The following is a 17664-nucleotide window of genomic DNA, read 5'->3' on the forward strand; positions in this document are numbered from 1 at the left end:
GCCCTAGCGGGCCGGAGGCCTTGTTCCCTGCCGCTAGCACCCTAGTCGACAACGGTTCTAAGGCAGCCTCAGCTCTCCTCTGATCACCAGCACCGCTTGCCCAGCAATCTCCACCCGTGAGCCTCGATCTCGGCACCACAGCTCGCCCCCGCGGGCCGAGAGATGGTGAGCCTTCAAATCAAGTCGGCCCAGGCGTTTGGCCCAATAGGGCATCAAAAGACACTGGGCGGATCCCGTCACCGGATCCTCCGGGATCCCCAACCGAGGGGCAAAAACGCGGCAGACAAAATCCGGCCCATTCCCCAGAGCCGCCCCAGAGGCTGTGACGATCAACCCCGGAACGGGGAGTGCTTGAACCTGGGCCAGATCCGGTTGCACCTGCTGCACCTGTCCCGCCGAAGCCAGCACCGCCACCCCCATACCCCCGCGGTACAGCTCCACAGGTGGGATCCCCAAAGCCGCTGCCACCTGCTCCTTGGCTTCTGGCCAAGGTTCCGGAGTTTGAGCAGGAAAATCCATGGCCAGGCGATCCCCTTGCCGCCGCACCTGCAACAGGCCACTGCGGGTGGAAAAGGCTACCCTCTCCGCCTCAGGATGCACCTCGGTGAACAGCACATGGGCACCAGCCAAGGTGGCGTGGCCACAGAGATCCACCTCCGTCGTCGGCGTAAACCAGCGCAGCCCATAGTGGGGAACCTCGCCCTGGGATCCCTGAGGCAGTAAAAAAGCCGTCTCCGATACATTGTTCTCCGCCGCAATGGCTTGCATCAGCGCCTCTGGCAACTCCTGGGGCAGCAGACACACCGCTGCCGGATTGCCGCCGAAAGGCACCGCCGTAAATGCATCCACCTGAAAAAACGGGATCCACACCTTCTCAACCAAGCCCAACTCAGGTCATGATCCCACAGCAGACCCCAAAGTAGGGGGATCCGCACCCCGACCGCACCTGCCAAAAGCGGGATCCCGCTGACAAAGGCTATTGTCAGGCCAGAAAGTTGGCTGATAAACTAGCACTCGTAAGTCGAGAGTGCTAAGTCGCTTCCCCTCGGGAAGCGGAATTAATGGAAAGAGGAGGACATTCGTCATGGCTGCAGTGGCTCTTAACGTCTCTACCCTGAAGCCGCTGGGCGACCGCGTGCTGGTCAAAATCGCTCAGCAGGACGAGAAAACCGCAGGTGGGATCTTCTTGCCGGACACTGCCAAGGAAAAGCCCCAGGTGGGGGAAGTGGTTGCTGTTGGCCCTGGCAAGCGCAACGACGAGGGCAAGCTGATCCCGATGGAACTGAAAGCCGGCGACAAAGTGCTCTACTCCAAGTATGCCGGAACCGAAGTCAAGCTGGGCAGCGATGAATATGTGCTGTTGGCCGAGCGGGACATTCTCGCCATTGTTCAGTAATGGTCAGTGATTCAGCAGCAGTTCAACGAACGATTGAATCCTTGAGACTCTGTTTCACCCTTACCTGCATTTGCATCGGAGAGGTTGACTATGGCCAAATCAATCATCTTCAGTGAAGAAGCCCGCCGCGCTCTAGAGCACGGCATGGATATTTTGGCAGAAGCCGTAGCCGTTACCCTGGGTCCCAAAGGGCGCAACGTCGTGCTGGAGAAGAAGTTTGGCGCCCCCCAAATCATCAACGACGGGGTAACCATTGCCAAAGAAATCGAGCTGGAAGACCACATTGAGAACACAGGCGTTTCCTTGATCCGGCAGGCGGCTTCCAAGACCAATGACACGGCTGGGGATGGCACCACCACGGCCACGGTCTTGGCTCACGCCATGGTGAAAGAAGGTCTGAAAAACGTGGCTGCCGGCGCCAACCCGATTGCCCTAAAGCGGGGGATCGACAAGGCGGTGAAGTTTTTGGTAGACAAAATCGCCGAACATGCCCGCCCGGTCGAAGATTCCAAAGCCATTGCCCAGGTGGCGGCCATTTCCGCCGGTAACGATGAAGAAGTGGGCCGTATGATTGCCGAGGCCATGGACAAGGTGGGCCGCGAAGGGGTGATCTCCCTGGAAGAAGGCAAGTCCATGACCACCGAGCTGGAAGTGACGGAAGGGATGCGCTTCGACAAGGGCTACATCTCTCCTTACTTCGTCACCGATACCGAGCGGATGGAAGCGGTTCTGGAAAACCCCTACATCCTCATCACCGATAAGAAGATCACCCTGGTGCAAGACCTGGTACCGGTTCTGGAGCAAGTGGCTCGCGCCGGTCGTCCCCTGCTGATTATCGCCGAAGACATTGAGAAAGAAGCGCTGGCCACCCTGGTGGTGAACAAGCTGCGGGGTGTGCTGAGCGTGGTGGCGGTGAAAGCGCCTGGCTTTGGGGATCGCCGCAAGGCCATGCTGGAAGACATCGCCATCCTGACCGGCGGTGAGGTAATCAGCGAAGAGCGGGGCTTGAAGCTGGAGAACGCTCGCCTCGATTCCTTCGGCACTGCCCGTCGCGTCACGGTAACCAAAGACAATACCACCATCGTGGCGGAAGGCAACGAAGCGGCCGTGAAAGCTCGTTGCGAGCAAATTCGCCGTCAAATTGAGGAAACCGACTCCACCTACGACAAAGAAAAACTGCAAGAGCGCCTGGCCAAGCTCTCCGGCGGCGTAGCGGTGATCAAAGTGGGCGCGGCCACTGAAACCGAGATGAAAGACCGCAAGTTGCGCCTGGAAGATGCCATCAACGCCACCAAAGCGGCGGTAGAAGAAGGGATCGTTCCCGGCGGCGGTACCACCTTGGCACACCTGATCCCAGTGGTAACCGAGTGGGCGCAAGCCAACCTGTCCGGCGATGAACTGGTGGGGGCCAACCTGGTCGCCCGCGCTCTGGGTGCTCCGCTGCGCCGCATTGCTGAGAACGCCGGCCAAAACGGCTCCATTGTGCTGGAGCGGGTGAAAGACAAGCCCTTCAACACCGGCTACGATGCCCAGAACGACGCCTTCGTGGATATGTTCGAAGCGGGCATTGTAGACCCGGCCAAGGTTACCCGTTCCGCCCTGCAAAACGCTGCTTCCATTGCGGGGATGGTGCTGACCACCGAAGCAATCGTGGTGGACAAGCCGGAGCCCAAAACCAACACGCCGGCAAGCAGCGGCAGCGGCATGAGTGACTACGACTACTAATCCGTTGACCGCCACAGCGAGGTGGATCCCTGAGGCTCACCGAAGAGCCCATGGGCACTTCGCTTCCTGGCCAGGCATCTTGGATGAATCTCTGGGGATCCCCTGGTGGGATCCCTTTTCTTGTGGATTTTCATCAAGACGCAGGCAATCCGGCGGGATCATTCCCAACGACCGTGAGACAGCAGCGAAACTGTTTGTGATGCTGATCCCTAACCCCTTTTCTCAGAGGGAGAGGGTCTGGGGGTGAGGGCGCCGGAGCCATGCAATCGGGAACTGCCTCAAACTGGTTTTTTGATAACGACTCTGATTCTGTCCAACTTGAAGAGAAGGGGAAGGCGGTGTGGCTCAGTTGATCTGCATTGGCCTGGATCTGGCCTGGTCAACCCGCAACCCTTCCGGTCTGGCCACGCTGCGAGTCCAGCTCGGGGATCCCGGCAGGCAGAACTTGACAGGCTATCTGGTCGATAGCCGCATTCTCCAGACGGATGAGGAGATCCTGGACTACATTCAAGCTCAGGCGGGAGGGGATCCCTGCTTGGTGGCGGTGGATGCGCCCTTGCGGGTTCCCAACCTCACAGGACAACGGCGGGCCGAGGCAGAACTGAACCAGGTGTTTCGCGCCTATGCAGCCGGGGCCCACCCAGCCAACCGCCGGCTTCTAGAAAAAAACGGCCAGGTGAGAGGGGAAGCCTTGGTGCAAGCCCTAGCCAGTTATGGCTTTCGGGAGCAGGCCAGCATCGAGCGAGGAAAACTTACCCGCCAAGTGACCGAGGTCTTCCCCCACAGCGCCTTGGTCAGCCTCTTTGGCCTCAGCCGCACTCTAAAATACAAGGCCCGCCCTCGACGCACCTGGCCGGAACGGCAACAAGCCTGGCAGCTTTACCAGCATCATCTGCGCTCTCTGGCTGCCGCTGACCCAGCTCTCCGGGGCCACGAAGCGTTGCTCCAAGTGGAGGTGGGATCCCTCAAGAGCCGTCGGCTCAAAAACTACGAAGATCAAGTGGATGCCTTGATGTGTGCTTACATCGCCCTCTACGGGTTCCGCTGGGGATCCGAGCGCTGCCGCAGTTTCGGCAACCTGCAAGAAGGGCACATTTTCACGCCCCTGCCCCCTCGAACCTTTGGGGCGGATTGAGACCCGCTCCGGGATCGCAGCCAAGAGAACAAGACTCTCGCTGGCCTTGGATCCCCCCTTGGCGGCATGATAAGAACAAGGATCCGCAGAACAGGGGAAAAATGGACGTGCAACTGGGCCGCAATCGGCAGGCAAGACGCGCTTACGGGCTGGATGAAATCGCGCTGGCCCCAGGCAGACGAACGCTGGATCCCAGCCTGGTGGACACCCACTTCACCCTGGGAGGGATCCAACGGCAAATCCCCATCATCGCCAGCGCCATGGATGGCGTGGTGGATGTGCGAATGGCCATTTTGCTCTCGGAGCTGGGAGCTTTCGGGGTGTTGAACCTGGATGGCATCCAAACCCGCTACGCCGATCCCGATGAGGTGTTGGATCAGATTGCGTCGGTGGGCAAAGACGAGTTTGTGCCTCTGATGCAGCGCCTCTACAGCGAACCTGTAAAGCCGGATCTGATTCAAGAGCGCATCCGCCAAATCAAGGCCGGTGGCGCCATTGCAGCAGCCAGCAGTGTGCCCGCCCACGCCGCCCAATACGGCCCCCTGGTGGCTGAAGCCGGGGGGGATCTGTTCTTCGTTCAGGCCACGGTAGTTTCCGTCCACCACAAGGTTCCCGAAGGCATGGAACTGCTGGATCTGGCCCAATTTTGCCGGTCGATGCCCATTCCTGTTGTGGTGGGCAACTGCGTTACCTACGATGTCGCTCTGGAGCTGATGCAGGCCGGAGCTGCCGGTGTCTTGGTGGGGATCGGCCCTGGCGCTGCCTGTACCTCCCGAGGCGTGTTGGGGGTGGGAGTGCCGCAGGCTACGGCCATCGCCGACTGTGCCGCTGCACGGGAGCAGTTTTTGGCGGAAACCGGCACCTATGTCCCTGTGATTGCCGATGGGGGATTGGTGACCGGCGGCGATATTTGCAAGGCCATCGCCTGTGGAGCGGACGCAGTGATGATCGGATCCCCCTTGGCCCGCGCCTATGAGGCCCCCGGTCGCGGCTTTCATTGGGGCATGGCTACCCCCAGCCCCATCTTGCCCCGCGGCACCCGCATCCGCGTGGGATCCACCGGCACCTTGGAAGAAATCTTGCGCGGCCCCGCCCGCCTGGACGACGGTACCCACAACCTCTGGGGTGCTCTGCGCACCAGCATGGCCACCTTGGGGGCTGCCAATCTCCGAGAAATGCAGCAGGTGGAGATCTGCATCGCCCCTTCCCTGCTCACAGAGGGGAAGGTGTACCAGAAGGCGCAGAGCTTGGGTATGGGGAAATAGTCCCTTGAGAATGCTAAACTCGGTGGACTGGGATCCCTCGGGGGCGGTTAGCTCAGCGGTAGAGCGCCTGCCTTACAAGCAGGATGTCACTGGTTCGAGTCCGGTACCGCCCATCCCCACCGGAGCTTGCAGCTTGAGAGCTCTGTCTCAGTTTGAGATACACCCGCTAGCCAGAGCCGGATCCCTGAGGTAGAGTAGTGGATATCGAGCCTCGATCATCTACCGCAGTTGGGTCTCGCATTGAGTCTTGCCCAGAAAGTGTGTAAAGTGGTAGACGATGTGGATTTCGGCTGTATTATGTCTTCCCAGAGTCCCCAATTGCCAGGCTCGTTGTTGAGGTAGGCAGTTTGTCGCTTCTATGAGGACATCCCTACAGCCAAAAAGGTGTGAGGAAAAGAACAAGGAGAGAAACATGCCCGCGAAACACGCGAACTACTGGAAAACGCTGCTGGCCGGCACTCTGGGTGCAGCAGCGATCCTGACCCCTGGAGTGGCTTATGCCCAAGCTACCGGGCCGGTCACCTCCATCTCTGAGCTTTCGGATGTGCAGCCCACCGACTGGGCCTTCCAAGCCCTGCAATCCTTGGTGGAGCGCTACGGTTGTATTGCCGGCTACCCTGACCGCACCTTCCGCGGCAACCGGGCTATGACTCGCTTTGAGTTTGCCGCCGGTATGAACGCCTGCTTGGATCGCATCAATGAGTTGATTGCAGCCGGTTTGGCCGACAAAGTCTCCAAGGAAGACTTGGCCACTCTGCAGCGCTTGCAAGAGGAATTTGCTGCTGAGCTGGCAGCCCTGCGCGGGCGGGTGGATGCCCTGGAAGCCGATGTTACTGATTTGAAAGGGAAGGTCTTCAACCCGGTTACCAAGTTGAATGCCCAAGTCATCGCCGCTGTTGTAGGCAGCGCTCTCACGGAAGACAGAGTTGTTGATGGGAAGGTAGTAGCAGAGCAAAACCAAGCCAACATGACTCTTCCCTATCGGGTACGCTTGAACTTCGATGCCTCTTTTGTGGGTCGCGATCGCCTGCGCATTCGTCTCCAAGCTCGCAACGCTGTGACTGAGTTCTTTGATGGGGATCCCGGCCTTGGCTTTGGCGGTGGTGGCGGTGGCACTTTCACCCTGGCCCAGCTGGTTTATCAATTCCCTGCTTTCGACCGCGCTGCTACTATCTACACGGGCATTACGGGTACGGGAGTGGGGAGCGTTCTGCAGTACAGCACGCCCTTTGATGCCCTGTCGGACTTTGCCGATCCTCCCAAATCTACGGCAGATGTGCCCAGCGGAACCCTATTTGGTTTTCGCTACCGTTTGAGCGACCAGTTTCGTTTAGCCTACGCCTACAGCACCAGGAACGCTCAAGCCTTGGGCAACGGCTTCGGCGACAGCGGTATAACCGGTAGCGACAGTGCCCACGTGGTGGAGCTGGGCTTCCTGCCGAATGAAAACCTGGAGATCTACCTGCAGTTTGCCAGTACCTATCTGCAGCAAGCAAATGACGGCCCCACCTTCCTGGCCAGCGGTACACCCCTTTTCCGCGGACCGGCAACGCAGGCCGATGTCTCTGCGCGGGTAAACGCCTTTACAGTCGCAGCCAACTGGGAGCTTAGCCCTCGCATTACCTTGTCTGGCTGGTTTACGGCTGGCAATGTGGATTACAACTTGCCCAATGTGGTACCGGCTGGCACCATCGATCCGGGTGATGAAGATTTTAACGGATTCCTGTTTGGCTTCGCCTTCCCAGATCTGTTCATTGAGGGTGCTCAAGGGGGTGTGGTTTTTGGCCAGCCAATTGTGACCACCAAAAATGAAGGAGTTTGGGATACCCGCCCGTTCATTGTGGATGTTTACTACAGCTTCCCGGTGAACGAGTACCTCACCCTTACCCCGGCGGCCTACTTTGTGAGCAACCCCAATGGTGCTCTACCTGGGGACAACGACCCAACCATTGGTGTAGGTGCTCTGCGGGCTGTGTTCAACTTCTGATGAGTTGACCTCTTTTGCAGGTTCATAGCTGGTTAGGGGATCCACTGCAGTGGATCCCTTTTTTGGTTCAAACCTTCCTTTATGGTCATTTCGATTCAGACTAGGACACTGCACCCACGTCTGAAACGTTGAGTGCATACAGCGAAGGGCTTTTTCTCTATAGCCCAGGTGTCTCACCCTAACCTGAAACGACTACAACTCCTCTGCGGGGATGACAATGCCGGCTCTGGAGAGCCTGAGGTCGGGCTCAAGACAAGGCTAGGGATTACAGAAAGCACACTGAGCGGGATCCGCCCAAGGCTCTGCCACAGGCTCGGTGTGGGTATGGGAACAGCGGGCACAGCCATATACCCACGCCTTGGTTACAGGGGTGGGGGCGCCACACTGGCCGCAGGGCAGTCCAGAGATCGAGCGGATCCGCCAGTAGCCGGGAGTGCCGCAGGCCGGGCACAGGCTTTGGGCCTTGGCGATTAGGTTTTGGGTGGCGGCTGCGATAACCTGGAGCCGGGTTGGGTTGCACATGGCCCGCATGTCGGTTTCCAGATGAAGGCCCCCTTGCCGAGTCAGCATCTCCCCCACCACCTGCTTCAGGGTCTCTTCATCTTGGATTCCTTTGTGGATGACCTGAGGCTTTTCTGGCCGGTCGAGGGCAATCAGGGCATGCTGGGGAAAACCCGCCCTTTGGGCAAAGTCCAGCGCTTCTGCCCAGCTCTGCACCCAGCGATGGCTGAAATTGGTTTGGGTGCTCTCTGCATAGCCGACCAGCTCCAAGGGCTCCGCGCCGGGTTCAAAAACCCTGAGCATGACCCACTCCTGATTCCAAGGGATCCAAGGGATCTGAGGGTGGGGGCCAAAGGACCCCTCGCTGGCCAAGCCCAGAGCTTCAGGATGATCCTGCAAAGCCCTTGCAATCTTCAGGCGCAGAGTGTGGATGGGATCCCCCGGTCGGGGCCGCTCCCGCGAGAAGGTGCCCAGTTGGTCGGTGTCAAAAGTTGCTACTTGGACTTGGATCCCCAAATGTTCGGCCAAGAGAGGGCCGATGACCTGCTCTTTGCGATGCATGGTTGCCAAGTAGGCGACCCGACCCTTCCATTGCATAGACTCAGACTTAACCTAGATCTGGCAAACGGATCCCGCAGCTTTGTGGCTCAGGCCAATTGGGGTTACTCAAACCAGGGGACTGGCCTCGAGCGGCAAGCCCAACTGGGCAACAGCCTCGGCCAAAGCCACCTCACGGCTGTCCACAAACCGCTCTGGGGGCAGCGGCAAATGTAGGTTTTCCAGGCGCTGCCGGATCCGGCCCTTGGCCCCAACAATCCACACCTGTTTGCCCCGATCCAGGGCCTCGCGAATGGCATTTTCCAAGGATAGCGTCGCCGAAACTCCCAGCATCGGCACATCTGATAGATCCACCACCAGCGCTTGGCAGGAGGCCACCGCCTGATGTTGGCGGGAAATGGCTTGGGAAACCCCGAAGATCATCGGCCCGCTCAGGTAAAACAGCAACACCTGCCCGCATCCCTGGCGCAGCAATTCCCTCTCACGGGGAGTGAGATCCACCGCATCATCGGCATCGGTAATGGCTTTCACCTCTTCGGAGTGGATCTCGCTGAGGCGTTGAATGGTGAGCAAGTTGGCCACAAACACCCCCACCCCTACGGCAGCGATGAGATCCACAAACACCGTCATGAACATCACTCCGTACATGATGGCTGCCCCTTTGAGGGAAAGGCGGTGGGCCCGCTTGAGGAAGCTCCAGTCGAGGATATCCACCCCCACCTTAAAGGCGATCCCTGCCAGCACCGCCATTGGGATCCCTTGCGTGAGGGGAGCGGCAAACAGCACCACCATCAGCAGGATTAACGCTCGGGTAATGCCGGCTAGAGGGGTACGTCCGCCCGACTGGATGTTCACCACTGTGCCCATGGTGGCGCCGGCTCCCGGTAAGCCCCCCAGGAAGCCAGAGACAATATTGGCGATCCCCTGCCCGATCAGCTCTTGGTCGGAGTCGTGGCGGGTGCGGGTGAGGTTATCGGCAATGACTGCCGTCAAGAGGGTGTCGATGCAGCCCAGCATCCCCAGCACCACTCCATCCAGCACCAGGTTAGCTAGAGAAGCAAAGGGCAACTGCGGCCACTGCAACTGCGGCAAACCGGTGGGGATGGGGCCAATGCGCCGCAAATCCCAATCGGCCATGAACAAGCTGGCCACCAGCGTTCCCAACACCAAAGCCACCAACTGCGGCGGCACCACCCGTCGCCAGGGCTTGGGATAGCCAAAAAGGATAGCAAGCGTCAGCAGCCCCAGCCCCAGCTCTGGTATCTTGAGGTTGAGCAGGTAGGTCGGCAGGTTCTGCACCGCCCCAATCACTCCCCCCTGGCTGGCGTGGCCCAAAAGCGGCGGGATCTGCAGCAAAATCATGATCCAGCCGATCCCGGACATAAAGCCGGAGATAACGCTGTAGGGCATGAGGGTGATGTACTTGCCCAGTTTCAGGGATCCAAACAGGATCTGAAATAAGCCCCCCAGCATCACCACGGTGAAGGCCGGCCCCAGCCCCTGCTCCGGGTAACGAGCTGTAACATTAGCAACCACCGCCGTCATCATCACAGTCATCGGCCCGGTGGGTTCGGAGATGAGCGTGGGCGTACCCCCAAACAGAGCCGCAAAAAAGCCCACGCATACTGCTCCGTACAAGCCCGCCACCGGCCCTGCCCCCGAAGCCACCCCAAAGGCCAAGGCCATCGGCAAGGAAACAATCGCCGTCGTCAACCCGCCGAACAGATCCCCGCGCCAGTTGTCTAGGCTCAGACGTCGGTGCCAATCCAGAAATCTCCTGTTGCCGGACTGTTGTTCTTTCGCTTGGCTCAGCATGCCCCAAAGCCCTCCACGCTATGGGCAGCCTATCATTGAACGTTACTATAGAGATCATGCTAGAGAATAGATTTTCTTCTATAGTTTCCCTCAAGGATTCCCCTCCAAGCGAGGGCATGGGGCTTGAGCCGGTAGAGTTGTGTGAAAGTGAGAGTAGTCCACATAGCGATGCCCATTGCTGTCCAGGTGGAGAATATCGGCAAATCGGTGGTTCCAGAGAATCTCATCGGCCAAGTAGGAGTGGCGAGCATGGATGGTTTGGGAAAAGGTGTCGTCGATGCCGGTCAGGGTAATGATCAGCTCCGCTTGGCCCACCTGTAAATCTCGATCCATGAGGCTGTAGAGAGGGCCGCCGATGAACCACCGAGCCTCTCCTACTGGAAGTCAGCCAGCCTTCACAAAGGGCGAATGGTAGACTGGGAATACAAAAGCTTTCTGCTCAATTCAATCACCTTCAGCTTACTAGCGCAGGAGCCCCGCACTGTACCCGTAGGGTCAGTGTCGGGAGGAATGCTATAATAATTCTGCGGACACCAGAAACGGCTGTTTAGGGCACTGGTAACGGTCGATTGGGGCTGCCCGTAAACCAGCCCAGAGGCTCGTGGTTAGTTTACTAACTGCAGGGCTACCGAAAGCCCGCCCCGTACTGCGAAGCAGTCAGGGTTGGGTAGTTTACTCTGCCACGGCCAAGGTTGGCTTCTCGATAAACTTCCATGAACCCACTGCGCCAAGGCCGACTGGGATCCCTTACGGATAACCCAACCCCATGAGCGACAACGAATCGACGGCGCGCATCATCTCCACCGACCTGCAGCGGGAGATGTCGCAGTCCTACCTGGAATACGCCATGAGCGTGATCGTCGGGAGGGCTTTGCCAGATGCGCGGGATGGCCTGAAGCCGGTGCACCGCCGCATTCTCTACGCTATGCACGAGTTGGGCCTGACGGCGGATCGCCCCTTCCGCAAGTGTGCCCGCGTGGTGGGGGATGTGATCGGGAAATACCATCCCCATGGGGATCAGGCCGTCTATGATGCGCTGGTGCGCATGGCTCAAGATTTCTCCATGCGGGAGCGGCTGGTGGATGGGCATGGCAACTTCGGCTCTGTGGACAACGATCCGCCGGCAGCCATGCGCTATACCGAGTGTCGGCTGACTGCCTTTGCCCAAGAAGCCCTGCTCCAAGATATTGACGCCAACACTGTCGATTTTGTCGGCAACTACGACGGATCCCAGCAAGAACCCCTGGTGCTGCCGGCGCGGATCCCGCAACTGCTCCTGAACGGCTCTTCCGGCATTGCCGTGGGCATGGCCACCAACATCCCGCCCCACAACTTGGGCGAATTGGTGGACGGCCTGATCGCCCTCATCCACAACCCCAACCTGACCAGCCTGGAGTTGATGCAGTGGATCCCCGCCCCTGACTTCCCCACCGGGGCGCTGATCATGGGCCAAGAGGGCATCCGCGAAGCCTACACCACCGGGCGCGGCTCCATCACCCTGAGGGGGGTGGCCACCGTCGAAACCATAGAGCAGCGGGGCCGACCGGTTCGGGATGCCATCATCATCACCGAGCTGCCCTACCAAACCAACAAGGCAGCCATGATCGAGAAGATCGCCGAGCTGGTCAACGAGAAAAAGCTGGAAGGCATTGCCGACATCCGCGACGAGAGCGACCGCAGCGGCATGCGGGTGGTGATCGAGCTAAAGCGGGATGCCCAGCCGCAGGTAGTGCTCAACAACCTCTACAAGCAAACCCCCCTGCAGGCCAACTTCGGGGTCAATATGCTGGCCATCCTCAACGGCGAGCCGCGCACCCTGACCCTGCGGGACGCGCTGCAGGCTTTTCTGGATTTTCGGGAAGAGGTGATCGAGCGGCGCACCCGCTACGAGCTGCAAAAAGCCGAAGAGCGGGATCACCTGCTGCAGGGCTATCTCTTGGCTTTGGGGCAGTTGGATCGGGTGATTGCCCTCATTCGGGGAGCCGCCGATACCGCCACAGCCCGAGAGGAATTGCAGGCGGTGTTGGGCCTGAGTGAAGCCCAAGCCGACGGGATCCTGCAGATGCAGCTGCGCCGCCTCACCGCCCTGGAAGCGGAAAAAATCCAGGCCGAGCACGAAGACTTGGTGAGGCAAATTGCCGACCTGCGGGATATTCTGGCCCGCCGAGAACGGGTGATGCAGATCATCAGCGAAGAGCTGCAGCAGCTCAAAGCCCGCTTTGCCAGCCCGCGCCGTTCCCGCCTCTGTTTGGAGGATGGGGAGCTGGGAACGGATGATCTGATCGAAAATCGGGAGACGGTTATCTTTCTAACCGAGCAGGGCTATATCAAGCGCATGGGCCTTGAGGAGTTCCAAGTGCAGGGGCGAGCCACCCGCGGCAAAGCCGGCGCCCGCATCAAAGAAGACGATGCCATCGAACAGTTTTTTGCCTGTCGCAGCCACGACACCATCCTCTTTTTCACCAATCGGGGCGTAGTCTATACCCTGCCCGCCCACCAGATCCCCCAGGGGAGCCGCGCCGCCCGCGGCAGCGCCATCGTTCAGTTGCTGCCGATCACCCGGGAAGAGCGGGTTACTTCCATGGTGCCCGTAAGCAAGTTCAGCGAGGACGAATATCTGGTGATGCTCACCCGCGGGGGCTACATCAAAAAAACGGCCCTCAGCGCCTTTGCCAATGTGCGCTCCAACGGCCTGATTGCCATCTCTCTGGAAGAAAACGACGAACTGCGCTGGGTGCGCCGCGCCCGCTCCAGCGACGATGTGGTGATGGCAACCCGCCAAGGCATGTCCATTCGCTTCCCGGCGGATGACGAGCAACTGCGCCCTCTGGGACGGGCCACCCGGGGCGTGCGGGCCATTACCCTCAACGCCGGCGATGACATCGTCAGCATGGATATTATCTCTGCCGAATCGGTGATGGCTGCCGAGCGAGAGGGGGAGAAGCTGGCTAACCCTTGGGTGCTGGTGATCACCAAAGAAGGGCGGGGCAAGCGCTCGGCCATCGACAATTTCCGCCAGCAAAACCGCGGCGGCAAGGGGGTGATCGCCACCAAGTTCCGGCAGGACTCCGATGAACTGGCGGCCTTGCGCATCGTTAATGCCGAGGACGAGATCCTGTTGGTGACCGCGAGAGGCATTGTTATGCGCCAGTTGGCCAAGGCCATTCCCACCCAATCCCGCGAGGCGACAGGAGTACTGGTGCAACGCCTGGATCCCGAAGACAGCATTGTGGGAGTTACAGTGGTACCCGCTGCCTTGGTTGCCGAGGAGGAGACCTCAGAAGCCAGCGCTTGATCCCCGGCCGTTACTTAGGTACGGCATTTGCCGCCGCAGAAGGGTGGGATCCCGTACCGGAGAGGGTGAGGATGGGGTGTTACCTTTGGGATAGCCCAAATTCCGGGAACGGCAAAGGCCTGTGGGATCAGGCCGGGCGCCCTAGTTTGGGCTACACCTGCTGTGTTTGTGGAGCTGGGTTACTCCATGGCGAGCCCGTTGAATTTCATCCCTGGTTTTGAGGCAGTGCAAACTCCGAGCCCCGACAACCGGCTCTGGCAATACTTGCAGTCTCAGGATCCCAGTGTCTTTCAGGATATTGCCCGCAATTCTTCTCCGGAAGTGCTGGAGATCTTGGGCCACAACATCCGCAGCTTGGTGGGGAGCTTGCCCTCCGATCAATTCGGGGTTCAGATCATCACCAACCGCGAGAGCTTGGCGAAAATGCTCTCCGGCGCGATGATGGGCGGCTATTTCCTGCGGGTCATGGAGCAGCGCCTAGCCCTGGAGCAATCTTTGGGCAGTGCCTCCCAGCCTGCCAGCGCGGATCAGCCTTCGCCAGCAGAGGAGGAGGGCTAGGCTTGCAATCCACCTTTTAGCGCCGCCGAGGAGGTTCCATGCTGGATGCGGGTTTCCAGGCAAAGGGATCCCAGTTCAGCAGCCCACCGCGGCGGATTTTGGTTTGCCCGGATAGTTTTAAGGGATCCCTAACAGCCACGGCGGCGGCAGAGAGCATGGCCCGCGGGATCCGACAGGTGCTGCCGGAAGTCGAGGTGGAGCGGATCCCCTTGGCCGATGGGGGAGAGGGCACCCTAGAGGCACTGCTGCCGACGCTGGGGGGAGAGAAGAAGGGCCTATGGGTCACCGGCCCGTTGGGGGATCCCGTCTGGGCGGAATATGGGGTGGCGGGAGAGCTGGCCCTGTTGGAGCTGGCCCAGGTGGCCGGCCTGACCTTGGTGCCACCGGAGCGGCGGGATCCCACCCGCACCACCACTTATGGCCTGGGGGAGCTGCTGCGGGCCGTCTGCCGAGAGCCTATTGCCGAGATCTGGATAGGTCTGGGGGGATCCGCCACCGTGGATGGAGGGGCGGGCATGGCGCAGGCCTTAGGCTATCGCCTGTTGAACGAGGCCGGGGATCCCATCGGCTGGGGCGGGGGAGAGCTGGCCCGTTTGCAGCGCATTGAGTCCCCTGAACAGCCTGTCTGGCAGGGGAAACGCATCCGCGGCCTGTGCGATGTGCAGAATCCCCTCAACGGCCCGTGGGGAGCCGCCGCCGTCTTTGCGCCCCAGAAAGGGGCTACCCCCCCGCAAGTGCAGCAGTTGGAGCAAGCCTTGGCCCATTGGGCAACGGTGGTGGAGCGAGACCTGGGCCGGGCAGTGGCCGGGATCCCAGGGGCCGGAGCCGCAGGGGGAGCGGGAGCAGGGTTGGTGGCTTTTTTGGGGGCCACTCTGGAGTCCGGGATCCAGCTCTTGGCGCGGCAATTGGCCCTGCCGGAGCGCATCCGCCGCTGCCATCTGGTCGTCACCGGAGAGGGCCGCCTCGACGAACAAAGCACAATGGGAAAGGTGGTGGGGGCCGTGCTGGAGCAGGCTATCCAAGCCCAAAAACCCCTGCTCATCCTCTGTGGCCAGGTGACTCCGGCAGCGCGCGCTGGGTTGGCAGCCCAGCCTCTTCCCCTTCGGGTTGGCGCCCTGTGCGACCGGATCCCCGATGTGGCAGAAGCCCAACGGCAGGCCGGCCATCACCTGGAGCAGATGACGGCCCAGGAGCTGAGAGATTTTCTGGAGCAGGATGCGGGGATTGGCCGGTTATAATGGCTTAAATCATCGTGTTTCGTAGGACATCATGGCCAGTATCGAGTTCTCCCCCGGCATCCAAGAGGTGCCCACCCAGGTGCGAGTGCTGAAATCCAAGACCGGCAACCGGGGATCCGCGATTTTCCGCTTCGAGGATCTAAAATCCGATACGCAAAACATCCTCGGCATGCGGATGATCGATGAGGAAGGGGAGCTGACCACCCGCAACATCAGGGCCAAGTTCCTGAACGGGGAATTCAAAGCCCTGGAAGTGACCTACGACATGGAAACCGAGGCAGAGTGGGATCGCTTCCTGCGCTTTATGGAACGCTTTTCAGCGGCCAACCAGATGGGCATGGCCTAGTTGCCGCCCTTCCCGCCTCAGCTTTTGGATTTTTTGCTCCTTTTGCCGGATCTGCGCTTGGCTTGAGGTTGGCCGGGATCGGATCCCTGGCCCTCTTCAACTGAGGGCTGCCCCAGCGGGGGCCGTCGCTTGTGCCAGTCGGTGCTTTGCTCATAGGCATAGGCCACCCGCAGCACCTTGCTCTCCTGTAGGGCATTGCCCACAATTTGCAGGCCAATGGGCAGGCCATCGGCAAACCCGCAGGGCAGGCTCAATCCCGGCAATCCCGCCAAGTTCACCGGGATCGTCATCAGGTCGCACAGGTACATGCTGAGGGGATCCTCCCGCTCGCCGAGCTTGAAGGCTGGGGTGGGGGTGGTGGGGCTGACCAGCACATCCACCTTCTCGAAAGCCCTGAGGAAGTCCTGCTTGATGAGGGTGCGCACCTTCTGGGCCTTGAGGTAGTAGGCGTCGTAGTACCCCGAAGAGAGAGCGTAGGTGCCGATCATGATGCGCCGCTTGACTTCTGGCCCAAAGCCGTGGGCGCGGGTCTTGCCATACATGGCCAGCAGCGAGTCGGCAGGTTCCCGCAGGCCGTATTTCACCCCGTCGTAGCGGGCCAAATTGGCAGAGGCTTCCGAAGGGGCGATGATGTAATAGGTGGCAAGGCCGTAGCGAAAACTGGGGCAGTCGATCTCCAGGATCTCGGCCCCCAGTTCTTGCAGATGTTGAATGGCTGCTTGGACGGCAGCGCGGGTCTCCTCCCCACATCCTTCTCCCAGCAAGTCGCGGATCACCCCGATTTTGAACCCCTTGATCTCAGGGATCAGGGCTTGGCTGTAGTCCGGGATCCGCACCTTTAAGCTGGTGGAGTCCATTGGGTCATGGCCGGCGATCCCCTGCAGCAGCAGGGCCACATCCTCCACCGTGCGCCCAAACGGCCCCACCTGATCCAAAGACGAAGCAAAGGCCACCAGCCCGTAGCGAGACACCAGCCCGTAGGTGGGCTTGAGGCCCACCACCCCACAAAAAGCTGCCGGTTGGCGGATGGATCCCCCCGTATCTGAGCCCAGGGCCACCACCGCTTGGTCGGCAGCCACCGCCGCCGCCGATCCCCCAGAGGATCCCCCTGGCACCCGCGTCAGATCCCAGGGATTGGCGGTGCGCTGAAAGGCCGAGTTTTCCGTGGAGCTGCCCATGGCAAACTCGTCTAGGTTGGTCTTGCCCACCGTCACCATGCCCGCAGCCGCCAGCCGCGCCGTCACTGTTGACTCGTAGGGGGGAATGAACCCCTCCAGCATCCGGGAGGCACAGGTGGTGCGGATCCCTTGGGTGCAGAGGTTGTCTTTGACGGCAAGCGGGATCCCGGCCAAAGGGCCAATCTCTTCCCCGGCCCGAATGCGGGCGTCCACCGCCTTGGCCTGTTGCAGAGCCAGTTCTTCGGTTACAGTAATAAAGCTTTTAAGCTGCGGCTCCAGTTGGGTGAGACGCTCCAAGTATTCGCGGGCGATCTCCTCCGCCGAGCGCTCTTTGGCTACCAACTGGCTGTGTAGGGCGCGAATCACAGACATATGCAAACTCGCAGGGAATGGCAAACGCCGATGAGGCCAGACCAAGTTCCCTCTAGACTAATCCAGATGGGATCCCTTCCCAACCCTAACTCCCTAAAGATCTCGTGGATCCCCCTCTCTTGCTAGGAGAGGATCTAGGGATGATCACATCAGCAGCGCCGAGCGCCTGGGCTGTTGGCAGTCAACGCCGTTCCAAAAAATCGCGGCGCAGATCCCGAATCTCCTGCCGCATCTCCCGCATCTCTTGGGCCATCTCGTCAGTGCGCCGTTCCAAAGCCTCGGTGCGCCGTTCAAT

The 17664-nt window shown here is 60.1% G+C and carries 14 protein-coding genes and 1 tRNA gene; 10 read left to right on the forward strand and 5 right to left on the reverse strand.

Annotation, left to right across the window (positions count from 1 at the left end; genetic code table 11):
- Positions 1-57: 57 nt before the first annotated feature.
- A complete protein-coding gene (locus ACVWVQ_RS04150; RefSeq protein WP_457507045.1) occupies positions 58-870 on the reverse strand; it encodes a PhzF family phenazine biosynthesis protein in 813 nt (270 codons plus the stop codon).
- 214 nt (positions 871-1084) lie between these two features.
- Here ACVWVQ_RS04150 and groES point away from each other — a divergent pair, with 214 nt between their 5' ends.
- From groES to ACVWVQ_RS04180, 6 genes are all read left to right on the forward strand, one after another.
- On the forward strand, positions 1085-1396 hold the full coding sequence (gene groES, locus ACVWVQ_RS04155; RefSeq protein WP_011433225.1) for a co-chaperone GroES: 312 nt from the start codon (positions 1085-1087) through the stop codon (positions 1394-1396).
- Between the two features lie 90 nt (positions 1397-1486).
- Positions 1487-3121 carry a chaperonin GroEL gene (gene groL / locus ACVWVQ_RS04160; RefSeq protein ID WP_011433224.1) on the forward strand — a complete coding sequence of 545 codons (1635 nt, stop codon included), beginning with the start codon at positions 1487-1489 and terminating at the stop codon, positions 3119-3121.
- A 340-nt stretch (positions 3122-3461) separates the two neighbouring features.
- Entirely contained in the window at positions 3462-4256 is a 795-nt protein-coding gene (locus ACVWVQ_RS04165) for a DUF429 domain-containing protein (protein WP_457507029.1), read from the forward strand.
- 101 nt (positions 4257-4357) lie between these two features.
- Complete coding sequence (locus tag ACVWVQ_RS04170) at positions 4358-5521, forward strand: GuaB3 family IMP dehydrogenase-related protein (protein WP_457474086.1); 1164 nt, start codon at positions 4358-4360, stop codon at positions 5519-5521.
- A 41-nt stretch (positions 5522-5562) separates the two neighbouring features.
- Positions 5563-5634: transfer RNA gene (locus ACVWVQ_RS04175), tRNA-Val, on the forward strand.
- 299 nt (positions 5635-5933) lie between these two features.
- On the forward strand, positions 5934-7508 hold the full coding sequence (locus ACVWVQ_RS04180) for an iron uptake porin (RefSeq protein WP_457474087.1): 1575 nt from the start codon (positions 5934-5936) through the stop codon (positions 7506-7508).
- Between the two features lie 258 nt (positions 7509-7766).
- Here ACVWVQ_RS04180 and ACVWVQ_RS04185 read toward each other — a convergent pair whose 3' ends face one another.
- The 3 genes from ACVWVQ_RS04185 to ACVWVQ_RS04195 all read right to left on the reverse strand — a co-directional run bounded on the left by ACVWVQ_RS04185 (position 7767) and on the right by ACVWVQ_RS04195 (position 10739).
- Positions 7767-8606 (reverse strand): DUF6671 family protein, encoded by an 840-nt coding sequence (locus ACVWVQ_RS04185; protein ID WP_011433219.1) that lies wholly within the window; start codon positions 8604-8606, stop codon positions 7767-7769.
- 69 nt (positions 8607-8675) lie between these two features.
- Positions 8676-10382, reverse strand: coding sequence for a SulP family inorganic anion transporter (locus ACVWVQ_RS04190; protein ID WP_457507031.1), 1707 nt, complete (start codon positions 10380-10382; stop codon positions 8676-8678).
- Between the two features lie 90 nt (positions 10383-10472).
- Positions 10473-10739, reverse strand: a complete 267-nt coding sequence (locus ACVWVQ_RS04195; RefSeq protein WP_255344550.1) for a hypothetical protein — start codon at positions 10737-10739, stop codon at positions 10473-10475.
- 409 nt (positions 10740-11148) lie between these two features.
- Between ACVWVQ_RS04195 and gyrA the strand changes: the two genes are divergently transcribed.
- The 4 genes from gyrA to psb28 all read left to right on the forward strand — a co-directional run bounded on the left by gyrA (position 11149) and on the right by psb28 (position 15819).
- Positions 11149-13677, forward strand: coding sequence for a DNA gyrase subunit A (gene gyrA, locus ACVWVQ_RS04200; protein ID WP_457507034.1), 2529 nt, complete (start codon positions 11149-11151; stop codon positions 13675-13677).
- Positions 13678-13863: 186 nt separating this feature from the next.
- Positions 13864-14235, forward strand: coding sequence for a DUF760 domain-containing protein (locus ACVWVQ_RS04205; RefSeq protein WP_011433215.1), 372 nt, complete (start codon positions 13864-13866; stop codon positions 14233-14235).
- Between the two features lie 38 nt (positions 14236-14273).
- Positions 14274-15473 (forward strand): glycerate kinase family protein, encoded by a 1200-nt coding sequence (locus tag ACVWVQ_RS04210; protein ID WP_457507036.1) that lies wholly within the window; start codon positions 14274-14276, stop codon positions 15471-15473.
- Positions 15474-15504: 31 nt separating this feature from the next.
- Positions 15505-15819, forward strand: a complete 315-nt coding sequence (gene psb28 / locus ACVWVQ_RS04215; RefSeq protein ID WP_011433213.1) for a photosystem II reaction center protein Psb28 — start codon at positions 15505-15507, stop codon at positions 15817-15819.
- Between the two features lie 17 nt (positions 15820-15836).
- Here the strand turns inward: psb28 and gatA are convergent, their stop codons facing one another.
- The gene (gene gatA, locus ACVWVQ_RS04220; protein WP_457507039.1) at positions 15837-17369 is read right to left on the reverse strand and encodes an Asp-tRNA(Asn)/Glu-tRNA(Gln) amidotransferase subunit GatA; all 1533 of its coding nucleotides are present in this window, start codon (positions 17367-17369) and stop codon (positions 15837-15839) included.
- Positions 17370-17664 lie beyond the last annotated feature (295 nt).

The organism is Thermostichus sp. MS-CIW-36 (assembly GCF_054059035.1).